Annotated in this window: 27 protein-coding genes; 16 read left to right on the forward strand and 11 right to left on the reverse strand. The window is 42.0% G+C overall.

The window, feature by feature from the left end; translation table 11 throughout:
- The first annotated feature begins 1 nt into the window (after nucleotide 1).
- The gene (locus tag ACP7A0_RS13240) at nucleotides 2–604 is read left to right on the forward strand and encodes a class D sortase (RefSeq protein ID WP_426005455.1); all 603 of its coding nucleotides are present in this window, start codon (nucleotides 2–4) and stop codon (nucleotides 602–604) included.
- Nucleotides 597–923, forward strand: coding sequence for a hypothetical protein (locus ACP7A0_RS13245; protein WP_060595798.1), 327 nt, complete (start codon nucleotides 597–599; stop codon nucleotides 921–923). Before ACP7A0_RS13240 ends, ACP7A0_RS13245 begins: the two co-directional genes overlap by 8 nt.
- A gap of 53 nt (nucleotides 924–976) precedes the next feature.
- On the opposite strand, the gene ACP7A0_RS13250 is transcribed toward ACP7A0_RS13245, so the two are convergent.
- The 3 genes from ACP7A0_RS13250 to ACP7A0_RS13260 all read right to left on the reverse strand — a co-directional run bounded on the left by ACP7A0_RS13250 (nucleotide 977) and on the right by ACP7A0_RS13260 (nucleotide 2,288).
- Nucleotides 977–1,291, reverse strand: coding sequence for a DMT family transporter (locus ACP7A0_RS13250; RefSeq protein WP_003217878.1), 315 nt, complete (start codon nucleotides 1,289–1,291; stop codon nucleotides 977–979).
- Nucleotides 1,292–1,636 (reverse strand): DMT family transporter, encoded by a 345-nt coding sequence (locus tag ACP7A0_RS13255; RefSeq protein WP_017358819.1) that lies wholly within the window; start codon nucleotides 1,634–1,636, stop codon nucleotides 1,292–1,294.
- A 73-nt stretch (nucleotides 1,637–1,709) separates the two neighbouring features.
- Nucleotides 1,710–2,288, reverse strand: a complete 579-nt coding sequence (locus tag ACP7A0_RS13260; RefSeq protein WP_060595824.1) for a TetR family transcriptional regulator — start codon at nucleotides 2,286–2,288, stop codon at nucleotides 1,710–1,712.
- Nucleotides 2,289–2,461: 173 nt separating this feature from the next.
- Between ACP7A0_RS13260 and ACP7A0_RS13265 the strand changes: the two genes are divergently transcribed.
- The 4 genes from ACP7A0_RS13265 (at nucleotide 2,462) to ACP7A0_RS13280 (ending at nucleotide 5,445) form a co-directional block, all read left to right on the forward strand.
- Nucleotides 2,462–3,010, forward strand: a complete 549-nt coding sequence (locus tag ACP7A0_RS13265) for a VanZ family protein (protein WP_034665053.1) — start codon at nucleotides 2,462–2,464, stop codon at nucleotides 3,008–3,010.
- A complete protein-coding gene (locus ACP7A0_RS13270) occupies nucleotides 3,007–3,471 on the forward strand; it encodes a DUF6884 domain-containing protein (protein ID WP_060595799.1) in 465 nt (154 codons plus the stop codon). Before ACP7A0_RS13265 ends, ACP7A0_RS13270 begins: the two co-directional genes overlap by 4 nt.
- 151 nt (nucleotides 3,472–3,622) lie before the next feature.
- Entirely contained in the window at nucleotides 3,623–4,252 is a 630-nt protein-coding gene (locus tag ACP7A0_RS13275) for a rhamnogalacturonan acetylesterase (protein ID WP_034665049.1), read from the forward strand.
- 152 nt (nucleotides 4,253–4,404) lie between these two features.
- Nucleotides 4,405–5,445 carry an NAD(P)/FAD-dependent oxidoreductase gene (locus ACP7A0_RS13280; protein ID WP_060595800.1) on the forward strand — a complete coding sequence of 347 codons (1,041 nt, stop codon included), beginning with the start codon at nucleotides 4,405–4,407 and terminating at the stop codon, nucleotides 5,443–5,445.
- Nucleotides 5,446–5,504: 59 nt separating this feature from the next.
- Here the strand turns inward: ACP7A0_RS13280 and ACP7A0_RS13285 are convergent, their stop codons facing one another.
- A complete protein-coding gene (locus tag ACP7A0_RS13285; protein WP_106037171.1) occupies nucleotides 5,505–5,615 on the reverse strand; it encodes a hypothetical protein in 111 nt (36 codons plus the stop codon).
- Nucleotides 5,616–5,630: 15 nt separating this feature from the next.
- On the opposite strand from ACP7A0_RS13285, the gene ACP7A0_RS13290 reads away from it, so the two are divergent.
- From ACP7A0_RS13290 to ACP7A0_RS13305, 4 genes are all read left to right on the forward strand, one after another.
- Nucleotides 5,631–6,134 carry a hypothetical protein gene (locus ACP7A0_RS13290; RefSeq protein ID WP_106037170.1) on the forward strand — a complete coding sequence of 168 codons (504 nt, stop codon included), beginning with the start codon at nucleotides 5,631–5,633 and terminating at the stop codon, nucleotides 6,132–6,134.
- A gap of 78 nt (nucleotides 6,135–6,212) precedes the next feature.
- The gene (locus ACP7A0_RS13295; RefSeq protein WP_106039431.1) at nucleotides 6,213–7,220 is read left to right on the forward strand and encodes a zinc-binding alcohol dehydrogenase family protein; all 1,008 of its coding nucleotides are present in this window, start codon (nucleotides 6,213–6,215) and stop codon (nucleotides 7,218–7,220) included.
- 15 nt (nucleotides 7,221–7,235) lie between these two features.
- Complete coding sequence (locus ACP7A0_RS13300) at nucleotides 7,236–7,763, forward strand: YfiT family bacillithiol transferase (RefSeq protein ID WP_106039430.1); 528 nt, start codon at nucleotides 7,236–7,238, stop codon at nucleotides 7,761–7,763.
- A gap of 12 nt (nucleotides 7,764–7,775) precedes the next feature.
- A complete protein-coding gene (locus tag ACP7A0_RS13305; protein ID WP_060595804.1) occupies nucleotides 7,776–8,066 on the forward strand; it encodes a hypothetical protein in 291 nt (96 codons plus the stop codon).
- 22 nt (nucleotides 8,067–8,088) lie between these two features.
- Here the strand turns inward: ACP7A0_RS13305 and ACP7A0_RS13310 are convergent, their stop codons facing one another.
- The gene (locus ACP7A0_RS13310; RefSeq protein WP_003217817.1) at nucleotides 8,089–8,568 is read right to left on the reverse strand and encodes a MarR family transcriptional regulator; all 480 of its coding nucleotides are present in this window, start codon (nucleotides 8,566–8,568) and stop codon (nucleotides 8,089–8,091) included.
- A 168-nt stretch (nucleotides 8,569–8,736) separates the two neighbouring features.
- Here ACP7A0_RS13310 and mprF point away from each other — a divergent pair, with 168 nt between their 5' ends.
- The 3 genes from mprF to ACP7A0_RS13325 all read left to right on the forward strand — a co-directional run bounded on the left by mprF (nucleotide 8,737) and on the right by ACP7A0_RS13325 (nucleotide 12,751).
- On the forward strand, nucleotides 8,737–11,307 hold the full coding sequence (gene mprF / locus ACP7A0_RS13315; protein WP_034665032.1) for a bifunctional lysylphosphatidylglycerol flippase/synthetase MprF: 2,571 nt from the start codon (nucleotides 8,737–8,739) through the stop codon (nucleotides 11,305–11,307).
- 91 nt (nucleotides 11,308–11,398) lie between these two features.
- Nucleotides 11,399–11,947: a thioredoxin family protein gene (locus tag ACP7A0_RS13320; RefSeq protein WP_187704411.1), complete on the forward strand. Its 549-nt coding sequence runs from the start codon at nucleotides 11,399–11,401 to the stop codon at nucleotides 11,945–11,947.
- Nucleotides 11,948–12,283: 336 nt separating this feature from the next.
- Nucleotides 12,284–12,751 (forward strand): thiol-disulfide oxidoreductase DCC family protein, encoded by a 468-nt coding sequence (locus ACP7A0_RS13325; protein ID WP_034665027.1) that lies wholly within the window; start codon nucleotides 12,284–12,286, stop codon nucleotides 12,749–12,751.
- 36 nt (nucleotides 12,752–12,787) lie between these two features.
- On the opposite strand, the gene ACP7A0_RS13330 is transcribed toward ACP7A0_RS13325, so the two are convergent.
- Nucleotides 12,788–14,044 (reverse strand): transcriptional regulator, encoded by a 1,257-nt coding sequence (locus ACP7A0_RS13330; RefSeq protein ID WP_034665024.1) that lies wholly within the window; start codon nucleotides 14,042–14,044, stop codon nucleotides 12,788–12,790.
- Nucleotides 14,045–14,317: 273 nt separating this feature from the next.
- Between ACP7A0_RS13330 and ACP7A0_RS13335 the strand changes: the two genes are divergently transcribed.
- Nucleotides 14,318–14,905: a nitroreductase family protein gene (locus tag ACP7A0_RS13335; RefSeq protein ID WP_253294413.1), complete on the forward strand. Its 588-nt coding sequence runs from the start codon at nucleotides 14,318–14,320 to the stop codon at nucleotides 14,903–14,905.
- Between the two features lie 37 nt (nucleotides 14,906–14,942).
- On the opposite strand, the gene ACP7A0_RS13340 is transcribed toward ACP7A0_RS13335, so the two are convergent.
- From ACP7A0_RS13340 to ACP7A0_RS13350, 3 genes are all read right to left on the reverse strand, one after another.
- Complete coding sequence (locus ACP7A0_RS13340) at nucleotides 14,943–15,098, reverse strand: YfhD family protein (protein WP_034665021.1); 156 nt, start codon at nucleotides 15,096–15,098, stop codon at nucleotides 14,943–14,945.
- A gap of 61 nt (nucleotides 15,099–15,159) precedes the next feature.
- The gene (locus tag ACP7A0_RS13345) at nucleotides 15,160–15,273 is read right to left on the reverse strand and encodes a YfhE family protein (protein WP_080869592.1); all 114 of its coding nucleotides are present in this window, start codon (nucleotides 15,271–15,273) and stop codon (nucleotides 15,160–15,162) included.
- A gap of 52 nt (nucleotides 15,274–15,325) precedes the next feature.
- Nucleotides 15,326–16,222 (reverse strand): TIGR01777 family oxidoreductase, encoded by an 897-nt coding sequence (locus ACP7A0_RS13350; protein WP_375567108.1) that lies wholly within the window; start codon nucleotides 16,220–16,222, stop codon nucleotides 15,326–15,328.
- Nucleotides 16,223–16,316: 94 nt separating this feature from the next.
- Here ACP7A0_RS13350 and recX point away from each other — a divergent pair, with 94 nt between their 5' ends.
- Both recX and ACP7A0_RS13360 read left to right on the forward strand, forming a co-directional pair.
- On the forward strand, nucleotides 16,317–17,108 hold the full coding sequence (recX, locus tag ACP7A0_RS13355; protein WP_340875620.1) for a recombination regulator RecX: 792 nt from the start codon (nucleotides 16,317–16,319) through the stop codon (nucleotides 17,106–17,108).
- Between the two features lie 3 nt (nucleotides 17,109–17,111).
- Nucleotides 17,112–17,426, forward strand: a complete 315-nt coding sequence (locus ACP7A0_RS13360) for a YfhH family protein (RefSeq protein WP_034665012.1) — start codon at nucleotides 17,112–17,114, stop codon at nucleotides 17,424–17,426.
- A gap of 133 nt (nucleotides 17,427–17,559) precedes the next feature.
- On the opposite strand, the gene ACP7A0_RS13365 is transcribed toward ACP7A0_RS13360, so the two are convergent.
- A complete protein-coding gene (locus tag ACP7A0_RS13365; protein ID WP_003217811.1) occupies nucleotides 17,560–17,733 on the reverse strand; it encodes a YpzG family protein in 174 nt (57 codons plus the stop codon).
- A gap of 25 nt (nucleotides 17,734–17,758) precedes the next feature.
- A complete protein-coding gene (locus ACP7A0_RS13370; RefSeq protein WP_003217849.1) occupies nucleotides 17,759–17,908 on the reverse strand; it encodes a small, acid-soluble spore protein K in 150 nt (49 codons plus the stop codon).
- Between the last annotated feature and the right edge of the window lie 59 nt (nucleotides 17,909–17,967).

Here is a 17,967-nt window from a genome sequence, read left to right on the forward strand (position 1 = left end):
GATGAAAAAAAGAACCTTATTAGGCAGCTTTTTGGTGTTCACAGGGCTGATGCTCATCTCCATTCCTTTTATATATGAGTGGCGAACTTCTCAAGAGACAGCGGCAATGGAACAGGCATTAAAGATGATTGAAGAAAATGACAGTGATGCCCTTTCTTCTATTCCACATTTAACTGTGTCAGAGGAAGACCTACGAGATGTGATGGGGCTAGAGATCCCGTCAATTGATTTAAACGAAAAAGTGCTTCCAGTTACATCAAAAGAAAATTTAGGTATTGCACTGACTCAAATCAAATTTCATCAAATTCCAGGTAAAGGGAATTTCACGATTGCAGGGCATAGAGGGTATAGAGGTGATCGTCTTTTCAGGCAGCTGCCAGAGGTGCCGAAAGGAGAAAAAGTCGTCTTACATCATCAAGCGGAAACATATGAATATAAAATTGTCAGCTCAGCTACGATTGAACCGACGGATGTTGATGTACTAAAGGATCGCGGGAAAAATGAACTGACATTGATCACTTGTACTCTTGATGGTCAGAAACGATTTGTCTTAAAAGGAATACGAGTCAATGCTTCAAAGGGTGAGCAACCGTCGGATGTATAACACCAACATAATAGATGATGGGTACGATGGAAAAGCAGCGCTCACGACCGACATGTTACACCAATTATTATCAGAGCATTATCCAACATTAAAAAACGAACTTTGGGATGTTGATGTAGATACAATTCGGACTTCGCCTATTCTTCATCCTATATTAAAAAGAAAGCTTCCAATTGGTATCGAAAAATTCACCTGTGTTTTGTTCACGCAGCAAACAGCAGCTTTTGGAGAGCCTTTGATTGTGTACTTTTTATTAGATGAAAAAGGCGAATCGATTTACGCAATGGATCTCTTGCTCGAGCAGCATGATCCACATTAAACGAGAAATAAAAAAGGAAGGGGCTTTGACTCCCTTCCTTTTTTGTCATTCAATTATGCAAACAACTTCAGCCCGACCACACCAATCACGATCAGCAGCAAGCTGAGTATACGAATCATGTTTTTCGGCTCTTTAAATAGAATCATATTAAACAAGACAGAGCCCGCCGTTCCAAGTCCAATCCAGACCGTATAGGCAACGGATACTTGAACGGAAGAGAACGAGGCGTATAAAAACAAAAAGGATAAGGCAAATCCGCCAACAAATAAAATGCCTGTCGTGATTTGCTTTTTCTTACTAAACATATTGAGGCCAATGGTTCCGCCAATTTCACAGGCAGAGGCTAACAGTACAAAAAACCAGCCCATTTATACCGCTTCTCCTTTCTGCTCATGTGCATCCCCATCAGACACTTTCAGTCCAATAATTCCGAGAATTAAAATGCCCATAAATAAGAGCTTTTCTAATGAAAATGAACCGCCAAACAGCGCATAATCCATCAAAGACGTACCAATCGTTCCAACTCCGGCAAACACGGCGTATACGGTCCCTGTCGGCAGCTTCTCGCAGGCTTTCATTAAAAAGTAAAAATCAACTGGGATCAGGCATATAATGATCGCCCACTCCCACACAGCATCAGCTTTATTTAAACCAAACACCCAAAGTAATTCGAATAAACAAGTGAGTGCGACATACATCCAGCTTTTTTTCATCCTATTTCCTCCTAAAACTGACGATTCGTCATTTTGAAACCAAAAAAGAGCGTACAGCAAGTGCTGTACTAAGTTAAGGTGTCTCTATGCCAAGTGCGTAAAGAAGAAATTGCTTCACCTCTCGCTTTTGAATCAGAACCTCTTCTGTATCTGTTTCTGTAAATAAGTACATTTGCTCAGCAGACGATTCAAGTAAACCGATAATGAATTTGGCTGCATATTGACAGTTCAAATTCGCACGGACTCTTTTGTCCTGCTTTGCTTTTTCTAAAAAAGCAGCGACCCATTTGTAAATCGGCTCATAAATATCTTCCCATTCCTTTAAATGCTCCGTGGCAGCTAAACCTGAGTAGGTCAGAGCAAGGACATCACGGTATTGTCTTGTAAAAGAGAAGATGAATTCAACAAGCGCGTCTGCTTGATCGAGGACATCCGCATGCTGAGTTAATTCCTTTTCAATAGCGGGGACCATCTGTGAGATCAGATATTCTGCGATAGCAGGCATGACAGACAGCTTTGAAGGAAAATATAAATAATACGTCCCTTGCGCCACTCCTGCTGCTTTCACAATATCCGATATGGTCGTCTTTTCAATTCCTTTTTCTTTAAACGCGTCAATGGCAGCAAGCATAATCTTTTCTCGTTTCGACACATCTTCACCGACCTTAAATGACTGAATGTCAGTCAGTTTAGCTGAAAAATGACGATTTGTCAATATGGTATTCTCGTCATTGAATATGAGAATAAGTGATGAATAGATGCGGGCAGGCCTGAATAAGCTGTAAATATGGTCAAGCATCATGTGAGAAAGGGGCAGCTCTCCGTATGACATCCAGTGCTATAGTTTCCATTGCTTATTTTCTCTTGCTCGTCCCGCTCTATCTACATATGAGATACAGACAGGCGAAAAAGCAAAAACGATTTATCTATTTACGTACAGAATTAGTTCTTGCCTGTCTATTTATTTATACGAATGTTTTATTATATTTGACGGTCTTTCCAAATCGTTTTTCTGCACCAAGGGATCAGGTGAGTGTCAACCTCATGCCTTTGCAGTCCATTTATCAAAATCTTCACGCCTACCATCACGGCTATCCCAATCTTGTTTTTTTAAATCTGGCAGGGAACATTTTGTTATTTGTGCCACTTGGTTTTTTTCTATATCAAGCATTTCGTACCATGCGCTGGCAAAAGGCGATTCTTGCTGGCTTTTTCTTGTCAACAATGATTGAAGTGCTTCAATGGATGTTCTCGCAATCTGGTATCATTACAAGAAGCAGCGATATTGATGATATCCTCTTAAATACACTTGGCACAGCGCTAGGTTGTATCTTGTATCGGATGTATCGACGAAGGAAGGAGAAAATCAAGTGAAGCGAGTTTGTATCATTCCATGTGGGGCTAAGAAAATTTGGGACGTCCATCCAGAGGCAGGGAGCCAGCCGGCGAATCTTGTTTATTTAAGTCCGCTGCATCAGTGCACGAAAAGCTATGCCCAAACGTTCTTTTCAGACTGGCTGATCTTATCAGCGAAGCATGGATTCTTAAAGGCAGATGAGATCATTCATGAAAATTATGATGTGGCTTTTGGTACACCGCATGCTGATCAAATGACACGAGAAGCACTAAGGCAACAATTTCATGAAAAACATCTCACTGCATATGATGAACTAGTGATTCTAGGTGGAAAGAAATATCGAAAGGTGATCGATCCTTTGTTACTTCCTCATCAAACAGCGATTTATCCGCTGGCTCCATATAAAGGAATTGGCTACATGCTTCAGGCGTTAAAGCAAGCCGTTGAGACAAAAGTAGAACTTCCGCCGCATATTTAAACCATTCACATCTACTGGTAGGCAGGGTTTTGATCATCAAAAAGAGAATGAATGAAGTAGCGATGCTGATTGTTTCATATCTTTTCAGCAGCCACTAGGATGTCCGCATCGCTTAGAAGAGGTGGCTATTTGAAAAAGGGGGCGTATGAACATGACAACCATCTATTTAGCTGGTGATTCAACCGTTTCATCTTACCCAGACCGTCCTGTTCAAGGAGGATGGGGAGAGTTTTTACATCGCTATACAGCGCAAGGCGTGAGCGTCGAAAACCGTGCAATCGGTGGAAGAAGCTCAAAAACATTCATTGAAGAAGGACGGCTTGATGACATATTGGCTGACATTCAGCCAGGGGATTGGCTGTTCACACAAATGGGGCACAATGATGCTTCAACGGAGAAGCCCGAGCGGCATACAGATCCTTTCACGACGTATAAAAGCTATTTGTCTCAATATATTCATGGAGCAAGAGCGAAAGGAGCAACACCGCTTTTATTAACGCCAGTCGGCCGCTTTCATGAAAAAGACGGTGAATATATCAATGATTTCCCTGATTACTGTGCCGCTATGAAAGAACTAGCCGATGAAGAAGAGGTCCTGCTCGTTGATTTGAATACGGCAAGCCTTCAGTTTTATCAAATTTCCGGCATAGAGAAAACGACCTCTTACTTTATGCTGTCAACAGGCATAGAGGATCGCACGCACTTTACAAAAGAAGGAGCAGATGCGATCGCACGACTTGTTTCGCTTGAATTAAAAGACCTTGGATTAACGATTGTGTGATGGATGACAGGACGAGTAAGCGCTCGTCCTGTTCTTTTTTGCAGAAAGCTATTGATTCCTTTCACTAGAGTAGACTACAATAGATACATATGATAATGAGAATCAATATCACTGACAAATAGATCAATCGATGAAAAACTGGAGGGACTCAAATGACAGAGCAGCTTGAATTGTTTGACGTCACCATTATTGGCGGCGGTCCAGCAGGAATGTACACCGCCTTTTATAGTGGGATGCGAGACTTAAAGACCAAGGTACTTGAATACAACGAAAGCCTTGGTGGAAAAATCCTTCTGTATCCTGAAAAAGTCATTTGGGATGTAGGGGGTTTGCCGCCAACAAGAGGAGAACAGCTGATTCAGCAGCTGGAAACGCAGGCGAAAACATTTGAACCAGAGATTGCACTGAATCAGAAAATCACGTCTTTTGAACGAGATGAACATCATCACATCTTGCTGACGGCTGAAAATGGTGATCGCCATTTGACGAAGACCCTCATTTTAGCGATGGGCCACGGCATTCCTGTCCAGCGGAAACTTGAAATCGAGCATGCAGACCGCTATGAAGTGACAAACCTTTATTACACAGTGCAGGAGCTTAAGACATTTGCAGGAAAGCGGGTTGTTATCTCTGGAGGCGGCGACTCAGCGGTTGACTGGGCAAATGCGCTTGTTCCGATTGCTGAAAGTGTGACCGTCGTGCATCGCCGTGACATGTTTGGCGGACATGAGAAAAACGTCGCCAACATGAAGGCATCTTGCACACGAATTTTAACCCCGCATGAACTGACAGAACTTCATGGTCAAGGCGATAAAATTGATGCTGTCACCATCCAAAACATAGAGACAGGTGAAATCGAACGAATGGAAACAGACGCTGTCATCGTCAATCACGGCATGAAAGGTGATTTAAGTGTATTATCAGAATGGGGACTCAAGCAAGGTGAATGGGGACTGATCGAGGTCAATGAAAAAATGGAAACCAATTTACCGGGTGTCTATGCGGTAGGTGATTTATGTACACATAAAAGCAAGGTCCGCTTAATAGCTGGGACATTTGTTGACGGAGTCAATGCGCTCAATAGCGCAAAGCTTTATATCGAACCAGAAGCCGAAAAAGTGGCGTACGTGTCCTCACATAATGAACGCTTTAAAGAGAAAAACAAAGAATTGCAAACGGCTGGAGCTCGTTAAATCATTCAAATCACATCATAAAAGTGCTGCCCGCATGTGGCAGCACTTTTTATGTGGGACTATGAACTGCGGGGCGCAAATAACATCACACTGACCCCGGCTAAATAGATCAAAGCACCTATCCAGTCGTAAGAAAAAGGGAACTTTTTGGCAAATGAGACGTAGTACATATGGAGGTGAAACAGATGAAATCATACATAGAAAAAGAACTATTTCTCTTATCAGTCAGACACGCATGTATTGCATGTTATTTTTTAGTATTTCCGTTTGCTGCACAAGTCCTTTATACCCCATCACCTTTATTGATCGCCCTCATCGCTCTTTTTATGACTCATAACTTAGTAGAATGTATCATTTGGTTTTACAAATCGAGAAAGATCAGGAAGCACCAGTCTGGTGATCTATCGAAACGAGGACATGTCTTTACTCAGCTCATGCAAAGGCTGGAACAGCTGATCATGATCGGTTTTGTTGTTTTCTTTATCACTGAATGGATGCAGGGAGCGGCTGATCTCCAAACTCTTTCACTAGCTGTTTTTCTATTGATGATTTTTTTCCTACAGCACATTCAGTTTTATTACGTCCAGCTATTCTTTAAATCCAAAAGCTGGTTCTCCTATGTTCCTTCATTGCAAAAGGCACGTCCTTCTTATATAGCGAGGGAGCGAAAGGCTTTGAAGAGATCCTAAATGTGCAAACTATCCAAAAACATCAGAAAATTATGATAAAATGTGGAAAAGAAGCATGGAGAAAGGGAGTGCGAGCGAGTGAAAGCCGTTGGACTATTGGAGTACTTACCGATTGAGCATGAGCAAAGCCTGATGGATCAGGAAGTAGAAAAGCCTAAAGCAATGGGCAGGGATATACTGGTGAAGGTAGAGGCAGTCTCAGTGAATCCAGTTGATACAAAGGTGAGATCACCGAAGGATCAGAAGGAAGAAGAACTGAAAATTCTTGGCTACGATGCAAGCGGCACGGTTGTTGAAGTCGGTGAAGCGTGTACATTATTTCAGCCTGGTGACCACGTGTACTATGCGGGAGATATCACGCGTCAAGGTTCAAATAGTGAGTATCAGCTTGTGGATGAACGGATTGTGGCGAAAAAGCCTGCCAATCTCTCCTTTGCAGAAGCAGCCGCGATGCCTCTTACGACGATTACGGCATATGAAGCGTTATTTGACCGGATGCATATGAAGCGAAATGCAGAAGGGGCAACACTGCTCATCATCGGTGGTGCAGGCGGGGTAGGTTCTATCGCCATTCAACTAGCCAAATTAGCGAATGCCACTGTGATCGCCACCGCATCAAGACCTGAAACAAAAGAGTGGTGTCTGTCATTAGGTGCTGATCATATCATTGATCATCATGAGCCGCTTCTCGCGCAGCTTCAGGAAAAAGGAATAGGCGAAGTGGATTTTATTTTATGCTTAAATGACACAGATGGACATTTCAAAGGCATGGCAGAAGCCATAAAACCCCAAGGCACGATCTGTACCATTGTCGAGAATCAGCACAATCTAGACATTCAATTACTCAAAAATAAAAGTGCCGCATTTGTATGGGAGTTCATGTTCACACGCCCTGTGTACAAAACAGCGGACATGATCAAACAGCATGAGCTTTTAACAGAGGTAGCTGAGTTATTTGAACAGGGAACATTAACGCATACCTTAACAAAGGTTCTCAGTCCGATCAATGCCGCTCATTTGAAGCAGGCGCATCAAACGCTTGAGCAAGGAAAAATGATTGGCAAATTTGTGCTAGAAGGATTTTAAGAGAGGGGAGAGCGTATGACGTCATTACAATATCCGATTGGCTTATATGAACCGGTTGAAGAAAAAACGAAAGAACAGCTTGAGGCATGGATTGATCAGTTGGCTGCGATTCCACAAGAATATGAAACGGTCACCAATCAATTGACAGATGCTCAGCTGGATACACCCTATCGGCCTGGAGGATGGACCGTCCGTCAGCTCATTCATCACGTAGCAGACAGTCATCTGAATGCATACTTACGATTCAAGCTTGCACTCACAGAAGAAACACCGCACATACGTCCATATGATCAGACGGGATTCGCCGAGCTTCCAGACACCAAAGCGCCCATCAGCCTATCACTGCCCTTAATCAGCAGTCTGCATCGCAGGTGGGTTACATTACTTCGAGGGATGTCAGAGGAAGACTTCACTGCGTCCTATTATCACCCAGCCGATCAACAAACGGTGTCCTTATATGATGCAACAGGAATGTACGTCTGGCATTCAAAGCATCACCTTGCCCATATCACGGAATTAATGAAAAAAAATCACTGGAATTAAAGGAGTCATCACATGTCTGGTAGAAGAATTGTCGGCGCCATGTTTATTTGCATGGCGGCATTGTTTTATCTAGCGAAATACGTACTTTTCGAGATTCACTATTCTGGAACGAGTTTCGCTGAGGATGTAAATGAATTCCAACTTCTTGAAGAGGTGCTGCCTGGCGGTACGTGGATCAGCATCCTTTTTCTCATCATCGGTTTAGCCTATCTTTTATGGGATGACAGGGGAGTTATTCAAAAAACGTTTATCCTCTCAGATAAACAAGTAGAAGAAGAAATAAAAAAGACGGACCTCAAGTGACCGTCTTTTTTCCTTTTCATGTTTAGCCGCGTTCAGGACGCAGTGCTTTTTCTAAAATAGCCAGACCTTCGTTGACTTTTTCTTTTTCCTCGTCATTGAGCCGTTGCAGGGAATTTTTGATTTTTTCGTGTCCTTTTTGATAAATGCTTCTGAAAATATTTTTCGCTTCCTCCGTTAGTTCTACCACAATGATTCTCCGGTCGCGCTCAGAGTGTTTTCGCTCGACAAAGTGAGACTGTTCTAACCGGTCAAGCAGACCTGTCATATTGGATAGAGAAGCGCCCATTTTTTCAGCGATTTCGGATACTTTGAGAGAGCCATGGTTATTGAGCAGCATGAGCACCTTCATTTGAGGCATACTCATATCGAGCTTCATCCATTCTGAAACATCTCCAAGACCTGCAGCTGTGAGTACTTTCATATAAAGCACCCATGTCTTTTTTTCCTCTGGAGATAGAATCTCTTCTTTTAATACAGTGGTGTCATGAATATTATATTCCACGCTTGTTCACTTCCTTTAAGCGGCTCTTTTCTCTATACTACTGATTTTTACTTCTAATTGAAAGGTTCGTCAAGCTTTTGAATGTTAAACTGCATGAATCAAGTGGTATTTGTTGTATAATAATGTTCAGTCTAAATAAATGAAGCAACCTAGAAAGTTGGGGAAAACATGTGGAACAAAAAAACGGGTATGACGATCTTAAAAATGCTTTTTCCGATCGTGATCATCCTTGTCTTAATTTTTGTCGCCAAGCAGGAGCTGAGCGGCCTTTCCATTAAAAAGACGTTTTATATTATTGACAGCTTGAATCGAATGGACTTGTTTATTCTTGTCTTTCTTGGACTTGTCGCAGTGTTATCGATGTCCTTATATGATTTTATTTTACGAAGAAGCCTTAATATGCCTATCAGCGGCTGGAAAACGATTCGCATTTCCTGGATAGCGAACTCCTTTAACAGTGTCCTTGGGTTCGGCGGTCTATCAGGAGCAGGGCTTAGAACGCTTCTATACAAGGAGTACATAACCGATACGAAAAAACTGCTGAAAGGCATTGCCCTTTTGACTTCCTCGGTCCTTTTGGGCTTATCTATTTTCAGTGATCTGATCTTGGTGAGGGTGCTTCCTGTTGAAAGTATTATCAGCCAAGAGCCGTGGCTATGGGCCTTTGTTATCATCTTTGCCTGTATTGTACCGATATATATCATCATGGCATCAATTCGAAAAAGCTCGATTGAGAGCGGTGAAAATGGACTGAAGCATCCAATTTACGCTTATATCGGTGCATCGTTTTTAGAATGGCTGGCAGCTGGTCTTGTCATGTACATGGCTGTCGTCTCTATGGGGATGAATGTCGATGTCCGGATTGTATTAGGCGTATTTGCGATTGCGTCAATCGGTGGTTTAATCAGTATGGTTCCGGGCGGATTTGGTTCGTTTGATCTCATCTTTTTACTCAGCATGCAGTACATTGGGTTTGATAAAGAGATGGTGCTGACGGCGCTCGTTTTGTACCGCTTCGTGTACTCGATTTTCCCGTTTATCCTTGGGCTTTGTCTAGCTGCTTACGATTTAACGGGAACGACGCTTAGACGTCTTGAAGGCAATCCGAGAATGGCACCTGCCATAGAAACAACGAACGTCTTAATTGTGTTGCACCGTGCTTTATTAATCCGTTTATTGTACGGATCATTATCAATTTTAACCTTCGGAAGCGGCTTGCTCATCATGGCGTCTGTTGTGCTTCCTGTCGATCGATTAGGCGTGATTACCAGCATTCCACGCTTTCTGTTATCAGGATTTAATGGTCTTTCTTTAATGTTCGGAATCATTCTGATGATATTGTCCATTGAAGTGTATAAACGAACAAAAAGATCGTACGTGCTGACGATGATCGCCCTAGCAGGCGGCTTTGTGTTTACTTTGTTAAAAGGATTTAACCTGAGTCTCATCTTTATTCTGCCAGTCATCATGGCTGTATTTTTCTCTCTTCGAAATCAATTTGTGAAGCAGCAGGCACCTTATTCCTTGTATCAGTTTGTGGCGGCCGCCGCTGGATATTTACTCGTGCTGTTTAACTATAATGTCATCGGCAACTTTATTTGGACAAAAATTGGGCATTTCTTGAGTAAGGATTACCTGGTGCATAATGAACGGCATATCACGATGACGAGCATGATTGCTCTCATCGGTGTACCACTTTTCTTTTTCATTAGTAAATTGATTTTTAATAAAAAAGCATTTCCTATTGGAGAAATAGCAGATGAGGAAAAATTAAAAACGTTTTTAGAGGAAAAGGGCGGAAATGCCCTCAGTCATCTTGGCTTTTTAGGCGATAAAAAATTATTTTTCTCAAGTGATGGAGAGGCGATGCTTCAATTTGGACGAATTGGCCGCTGCGTCATTGTGCTCGGAGATCCCTCTGGACGTAAAGCGTCCTATCCACTTGTGCTTGAAGAGTTTTTACAGCAGACCGAAAAAGCAGGCTATCGCGTCGCTTTTTATCAAGTAGAACGGGAAGGAATGGCACTTTATCATGACTTAGGCTTTCATTTCTTTAAGCTTGGAGAAGAAGCCATGGTCGATTTAGAAACGTTCTCTCTCTCCGGTAAGAAAAAATCAAATTTACGGGCTGTGGCCAATAAGTTTGAACGAGAAGGCTATACGTTTGAAATGCTGGAACCGCCTTTTTCAGATGAGTTCATTTCAACCTTAAAACAGATTTCTGACAGCTGGCTCGGAAAGAAAAAAGAAAAAGGATTTTCGCTCGGCTATTTTCAAGAAGATTATCTTCAAAAAGCACCGGTTGCGATTCTGAAGGATGAACAAGGGGAGATCATTTCTTTTGTGTCACTAATGCCGATGTATCAAGAAGGGGAGATTTCTATCGACTTAATGCGTCATATGCATGATGCACCGAACGGGATGATGGATGCGCTGTTTATCCACCTTTTTCAATGGGCGAAAGAAAAAGGCTACAAATCCTTTAACATGGGAATGGCGCCTTTATCAAATGTAGGGACGTTTCATCAGTCCTTCCTCACGGAGCGTTTGGCGAGTGTCATTTTCAACAACGTCAGATTTATGTACAGCTTCAGCGGATTAAGGTCGTTTAAACAGAAATATAAACCCGAGTGGCGCGGAAAATATTTAGCGTATAAAAAGAATACATCATTACCTGTCACAATGGTGCTTGTCACCAAGCTGATTGGGATGGACCCAAATCGCAACCGGCGTCCATAGATCAAAAACCTTTACCTTTCACTAGGTGAAGGTTTTTTTAGACAAAAGAATAGCAAAAGTGGTAAAGTTGAAGGGTAAGGGGGATGTAAATATGACATTAAATGAATGGTTTACAAAGGGATTAACTGAACGTACATATGTACACAACATGGAGAAAAACCGAGAAAATCTGCTCACGGTGTACAATCAGTACGCAATTCATCAAAAAGAAAAAGAGCTGCTTCAAAAGCTGCAAAAGAAAAAGCTCAGAGCGCTTGTCATCACAGCGGATTGGTGCGGGGATGCGATGGTCAATGTACCAATTTTCATGCGTATCGCGAGTGAAGCACTCATTGATGCGCGCTATTTTATTCGGGACGAGCATCTAGATCTGATGGATCAGTATTTAACGAACGGGACCGCAAGATCGATTCCGATTATCGTGATCATTGATCAGGACGGGAATGAAGTAGGAAAATGGGGGCCACGCTCAACAGAAGCACAGCGCTTTGTTGATGGGAAAAAACCAGACAAGGATGCACCTGATTTTGAAGAAGCTTTTCAAGTATTTGCGAAAGAAGCCGCACACCACTATACGACAGATCGTTACTTATGGAAAGATATTGAGAAAGAAATAGTAGAAGTTTTGGAAAAAATATAAACCAAAAGACTACTTCGCCGCAACGGGAAGTAGTCTTTTTTTATCTTGTTTTTGCGTCTCACCTACAAAACACCGCATAAAGATGTAGAAAAACCGCAGAATTCTACAAAAAACCGCAGAAAACCGCAAAGCATCACGATTTTCCCAACCATTTTTAGTTGAAAAACCTCATATGTGCCATGAAAACCTCAATTTTGCCCTTATCTAAAGGCTCATATAACGCACGTTGGTTTGCTTTTTCCCAATACAAGAGGCCCAGCAACTATAGTAATCTAGTTGTAATCTCCTTTGAACGAACTAAAAAACAAATGACGGAAAAGGGCTGGCGATCAATCTATGAAAAAAATCATTTATCTCGATCAAGAAAAAAAGAAGCTCGCTGAATCGAAAAAAAGAGAACAGCGTTCCATCAAATCACTGAGGCTGCTTGTGTTTTATGACGGGCAAAGTCCTTCATGTGCAAAAGCGATTGACTTGTTGAAAGCTCTCGATTGGAAGAACCGTATTCATTTTGAATCCTTTAGGCATTCGCAGCTGCTCAAGCTGAACAAAATAAGTGAAGAGAAGGCAGAAAAACGAATCGTGTCTATTTCCTTAGCCAAAAACCAAAAAAATTCGGGGATCTATACGTGGCTGCGAATTGCCTGCAATATCCCTGCATTATGGGGAACGATCCCATTCATCGTGCTCAGCATTTGGTTAGGCTTTGGACAGCATGCGTATGATTATTTTGCGAGAAAACGGTACATTCATTCTGTCAAACAAGTCACTCGTCCTGGTACAGATCAACAGAAGACCATTTAATGAATAGGAAAAGCATGACCTTCGATCGGCAGAAGGTCATGCTTTTTTGTAATAGGGAACATATGATGCTAAGTGATCAAGCAGCGTTCTCGTATAGGACATATATGCACGTTCGTCAAGCTCAGAAGCCGCATAGGAAAGCAAGGTTCTAAGAGCAAACAAGTACTCACTGTGCAGCTCATTTTGTTTAAAGTAAGGAAGGGCTGCTTCGATCAAATAGGTTTTCAAATCAAGAGGGTTTTCCTCAATCATCAATTTATAGATCTTGATCATATATAAACAATTTGGCTGAATACGAGGCTGTTTTAAGAGCTCGTGTATGTAGGGAAGTGCCTTTTTGCGGTCATATTCAGCATATAATGTCGCAATTTCATACAATGTTTCACAGTAACGGTCTTCTATCTGTTCTTGATTAAAGTAATTGAGTGAATCTAGTAAATAAGGCACAGCTGAAGAGAAATCGCCTTCACGTTTTAAGAGCACCCCATAATAAAAATAAGCCGTCATTTTAATATAGGCATCAGGGTGAAGGGACGTGTGCATAATCACTTCTTTTAAATATTTCTTCGCCGTTTGAAAGGCTTTTAGTTCCAGTGAGATCACGCCATGAATGAGTGTACAGTGAATAATCCGCTTGAAATTGTTCTTTTGTCTATATAAATCCATCGCTTGATGTGTCGCTTCAAGCGCATCACCAAGATGTCCCATATTTCCGAGTGCTTTTGCATAGTGATAATATAGGTCACTTTGTTCAACAGACGCGTAAGAAAAGCAGCTCTCAAGTTTTTTTAAGCCTTCTTCAAGCTGACCATTTTTTATTAGATGAATGCCATCTAAATATTCGAAAATTTCTTTTTCTGTTTCAATAAAGGTTTTTTCAAACTTTTTAAGCACGCGGTGTGTTTTTAAGGCAAGCGGCTGTTTGTCCGTTAATAAATAAAATTGAAATAAGGACAGATGATACTGAATGCCTAAATCCAGCGAAAAGAACTGTTCTTCGTGCTGAATGATCATTTCTGCATTTTGTTCAGCTTGATCGAGTGCATAGAAATACATATTCATTTGAAACTCATCCAAGAGTGACAGCAGGTGACGCGCCTTTTGTGACAGCGTTTCTTGACTGATGCCCAGCCGTTCAAGCAGTAAATTGATGGTATCTTGATTGGCCTCCTTTGAGCCATTTTCGATTTTACTTAAATGAGAGACAGAACAAATTCCTTCTGCCAATTCAGATTGGGTCATATTTTGTTTATAACGGTAGAGCTTGATGATTTGCCCGATATTGATTTTCATTCCATCCAGAAGCCTCCCTTCCAATCATGGGTTGAAAGCCTTTTGACAAAATAACCGAATCAGACAAAATGGGAATACCTGAAACCATTTCATCATCATGGTTTTTTTATCAAAATTTGTTTAAAACGTAATATGATTGTAACATTACTTGAAAAAGTCAAACAACTTTTTAGCAGACAGGAAGGGAAACACCATTTGCAAATTGCCCTAAATGATGTTTATAATGTGAATGAGAATCAATTTCAATTAAGATTGATTGAAAGGATGACAGATATGCCAGAAATCAAACAACAAACAGAAGCGTTAACGGTTCGAGACGCTGTCAGATATAGACGATCCATTCGAAAATTCAAAGAGACGCCGGTGACCATTGAGCAGCTTCAGCCGTTATTAGAGGATGCAGTCTATGCACCGAACCATAAAATCACGGAGCCATGGCGCTTTCTATATGCGGTGACGGATGAGGCCAAAGCAACTTTTGTTGATCGCTTCATTGCGTTCTTTCAGCGCAACAACCCAGATGCAAAGGAAGAAAAGATCAATCAATATAGAGATTACTTTTCTAAGGTCCCAGCGCTTTTACTTGTCGTGCTAAAAGAAGACGAGAACCCTGTGGTGAGAAATGATGATTTTGCCGCCGTGAGTGCGCTTATTCAAAACTTCCAGCTGCTTGCGTGGGATCAAGGGATCGGTATGGTCTGGAAGAGCGGCCGCATTTTATATGACAAAGGCTTTCAACAAGACATGGGCTTAAAGGAAAACGAGCGTTTTGCTGCGATCCTTCACATTGGTTATCCAGAAGAGGTGCCTGAGGTAAAATCACGTCAGAAAGCATCAAGTCTTCTCACTGAAATTCAATAAAAGAAAAGCAGACCGCTAAAGGCGTCTGCTTTTTTACTTATTGTTTTTTGGCGCGCTGGTCGGCTGCTTTCATACGTGCCATTGCTTTTACGTCATTCGGATCTGCAAGTTCTTTGGAAAATTCAACATATTCGCCATCCGTCTCTTGTGCTGCAAGCTCGTGGTTGGATTTTTGGTGTTGGTCTTTTTTCAAAGCCTTTCCCTCCTTTACAAGATCACTTTAGTTATGTGCTTGTTGGAGTGGAATATCCATCTTATTTGTTTCTTTTTTCTGCTGCTGCTCTTTCTGCTTTTTTGAATTCCTGCTGATACAGGACTTCCTGGGTTTTCTTCAGCTTTGAAGTTGGCTGGTGTTCTTTTTTCTTCATCAAAATCGCCCCCTCATCTCATTTCTAATAGGATGGGTGTTTTTGAGAAAATTTATTCCTCTGAATGCAAAATGGCTTCTTTTAGTTCAGGATGCAAAAAGTCATAAGAAGAAAGCAGCGCCTTTTTCGGCAGCGCACGCTGGCCTTCTAAAACAAGTAATGACATTTCGCCAAGTGCCGTTTGAATGACAAAGGATGGGACCTTCAGCCAGTGGGGGCGGTGAAGGGCAGACGCAATCGTTTGTCCGAGCTGCTTCATTTGCACAGGATTCGGTGATGTGACATTGAGTGGACCTGAGATGTCGTCATGGTGTATCGCATAAGCAATAAGGTGTGCCACATCTTCGACATGAACCCATGAAACCCATTGCGAACCAGAGCCGATCGTCCCGCCGGCAAACAGCTTATATGGCAGAGTCATCAGTGGCAGTGTACCATTTTCTCCTAACACGACACCAAAGCGTGTGTAGACGGTACGAATGCCAAGTGCTTCAATCTTTTGCCCCTCAGCTTCCCAACGCTTTGATGTATGGCTTAAGAAATCAGTATCCGCAGGAGGTGATTCCTCCGTAAAATCTCCTGTTTGAGACGTGCCATAAATTCCGACAGCACTAGCTTGAATGAGCACAGATGGTTTCGATTCCTGCGCTTCTATAATGCGTCTCACTTCTTGTGTGGATTGAATACGGCTAGAGAGGATGCCTTCTTTTGCCTTGTCTGTCCAGCGTGTGAAAATGGATTTTCCAGCAAGGTTAATCCAGACATCAATGGCAGGCAGTTCATGCTCAGGCGCAGCACCTTCTGTCAGCCACTGCACATAGTGTAAATGATTTTGTTCGGATTCCTTTGGATTTCTTGTTAAAATATATAGATGATGTCCTTCAGCAGCGAGCACTTTTGTGACGTGCTGGCCGATAAAACCGGTTCCTCCGGTGATGGCGATATTCAATTGACATCTCTCCTCTCATATACATACCTATATCTTTCACGATTTTGAATCAGAAGAAACATCCTGACTGTATTAAAAAAGGAGTGATCACAGGATGCCCTATATTACAAAAATCTCCGCTCAGAAAAACAATACAGAGCGGGTGAACATCTTTCTTGATGAAAAGTACGCCTTTAGCGTTGATCTAGATGTGCTCGTCCAGCACGATTTGAAAAAAGGGAAAGAGCTGGACGAAGCAGATATCATTGAAATTCAATTCGGTGATGCTGTGAAAAAAGGATTTCAGCAGGCCGTCGATTATTTATCCTACCGAATGAGATCGGTGAAAGAAGTGACCGATTATTTGACGAAAAAAGAAATTCCAGCGCCTGCTATTAGTGAAATTATACACAAATTAAAGCATTACAAGTATGTAAATGATCTTGAATTTGCGGAAGCCTATGTAAGCACCCACCGTAAAACGAACAGCAAAGGGCCGTCCGTCCTGAAAAAAGAGTTAAAACTCAAAGGGATAGATGATGACAACATTGAACAAGCGCTATCTCAATATCCTGATGACTTACAGCTGGAGGAAGCTGTGAAGCAGGTTCTCAAGCTTGTGAGAAAAGAAAAGAATCGTTCTGCAAAAGAGATCGAGCAGCGTATCAAGCTGCAGCTGCAGCGAAAGGGATTTTCGTTTGGGATCATTGATAAAGCCCTTCAAGAAGCCTATGATGGACAAGAAGAGGAAAAGGAAGAAGAAGCCCTCCTCTATATGCTGGAGAAGGCAAAACGCAAGGTAGGATATGACGGATCATTTGAAAAGAAGATGAAAGTGAAGCAATTTTTATTCAGAAAAGGCTTTGATCTCGATACAATTGATCACGTTTTAGACAAAGGGGAATGACAGATGGAAAAACGCTATAGTGAGATGACGGAATACGAATTGAAGCAGGAGATTGCCTCTCTTTCTGAAAAAGCACGAAAGGCTGAACAGCTTGGCATTGTAAATGAATATGCCGTCTTAGAACGGAAAATCGATATGGCGAAAGCCTACTTATTAGATCCAGCTCTCATTCAAACCAAAACGACATATCAAATCAAAGATACAGACGAGCAATTTTACGTAGAATATCTAAATGGTGTATTTGCATGGGGATACAGAGTATCGGCTCCAAATAAGGAAGATGCCCTGCCGATTTCAATGCTTACGCAAAAGGACTGATCCAGCGTGTAGGCAAACCCTCGCATTCGGTGTCAGGTCTGCGCGCCGGTGCTCGTCCTTCCTAGGGCTGCAAAGGTTTTCTATCACGCTGAAAAGAAGACAAAGGACTGATCCTAGAGATCAGTCCTTTTCTTTACTTCGAACGCTGTTTACGGACGTTGTTCTGAAGTACGATGTCGTGCTGCGTTTGCTGCGTTTCTCCGTTGACCTGAGAGGCAGAATGCTTTGCATTCGCCCATGGTTGAGGGTAAGCGGTTGTCCTTAATTGAACAAAGTCTTCCATATACGATTTCCCATTTGAACTCATATCTCAAGCACTCCCTTTGGAAAAATTAGCGTTTCCCTGATGCCCTCATACGTTCCTGTGGACGTGTATTCGTCTCACCATTCGGCCTTTTAGACGCATAAGCATCTGTGGCGCCTGGTTCGCCTTCAAATTTGTGATTCACTTGATTTGGAAAGCCTTTTGCTTTATTACGCATATCGATTCCCTCCAAACAATACAAATCATTTGCGTCTTTTGAAGACGTAAGGGTAGTAT

The sequence above is a fragment of the Bacillus sp. DWP3-1 genome, from assembly GCF_049896565.1.
Taxonomy (GTDB): domain Bacteria; phylum Bacillota; class Bacilli; order Bacillales; family Bacillaceae; genus Bacillus.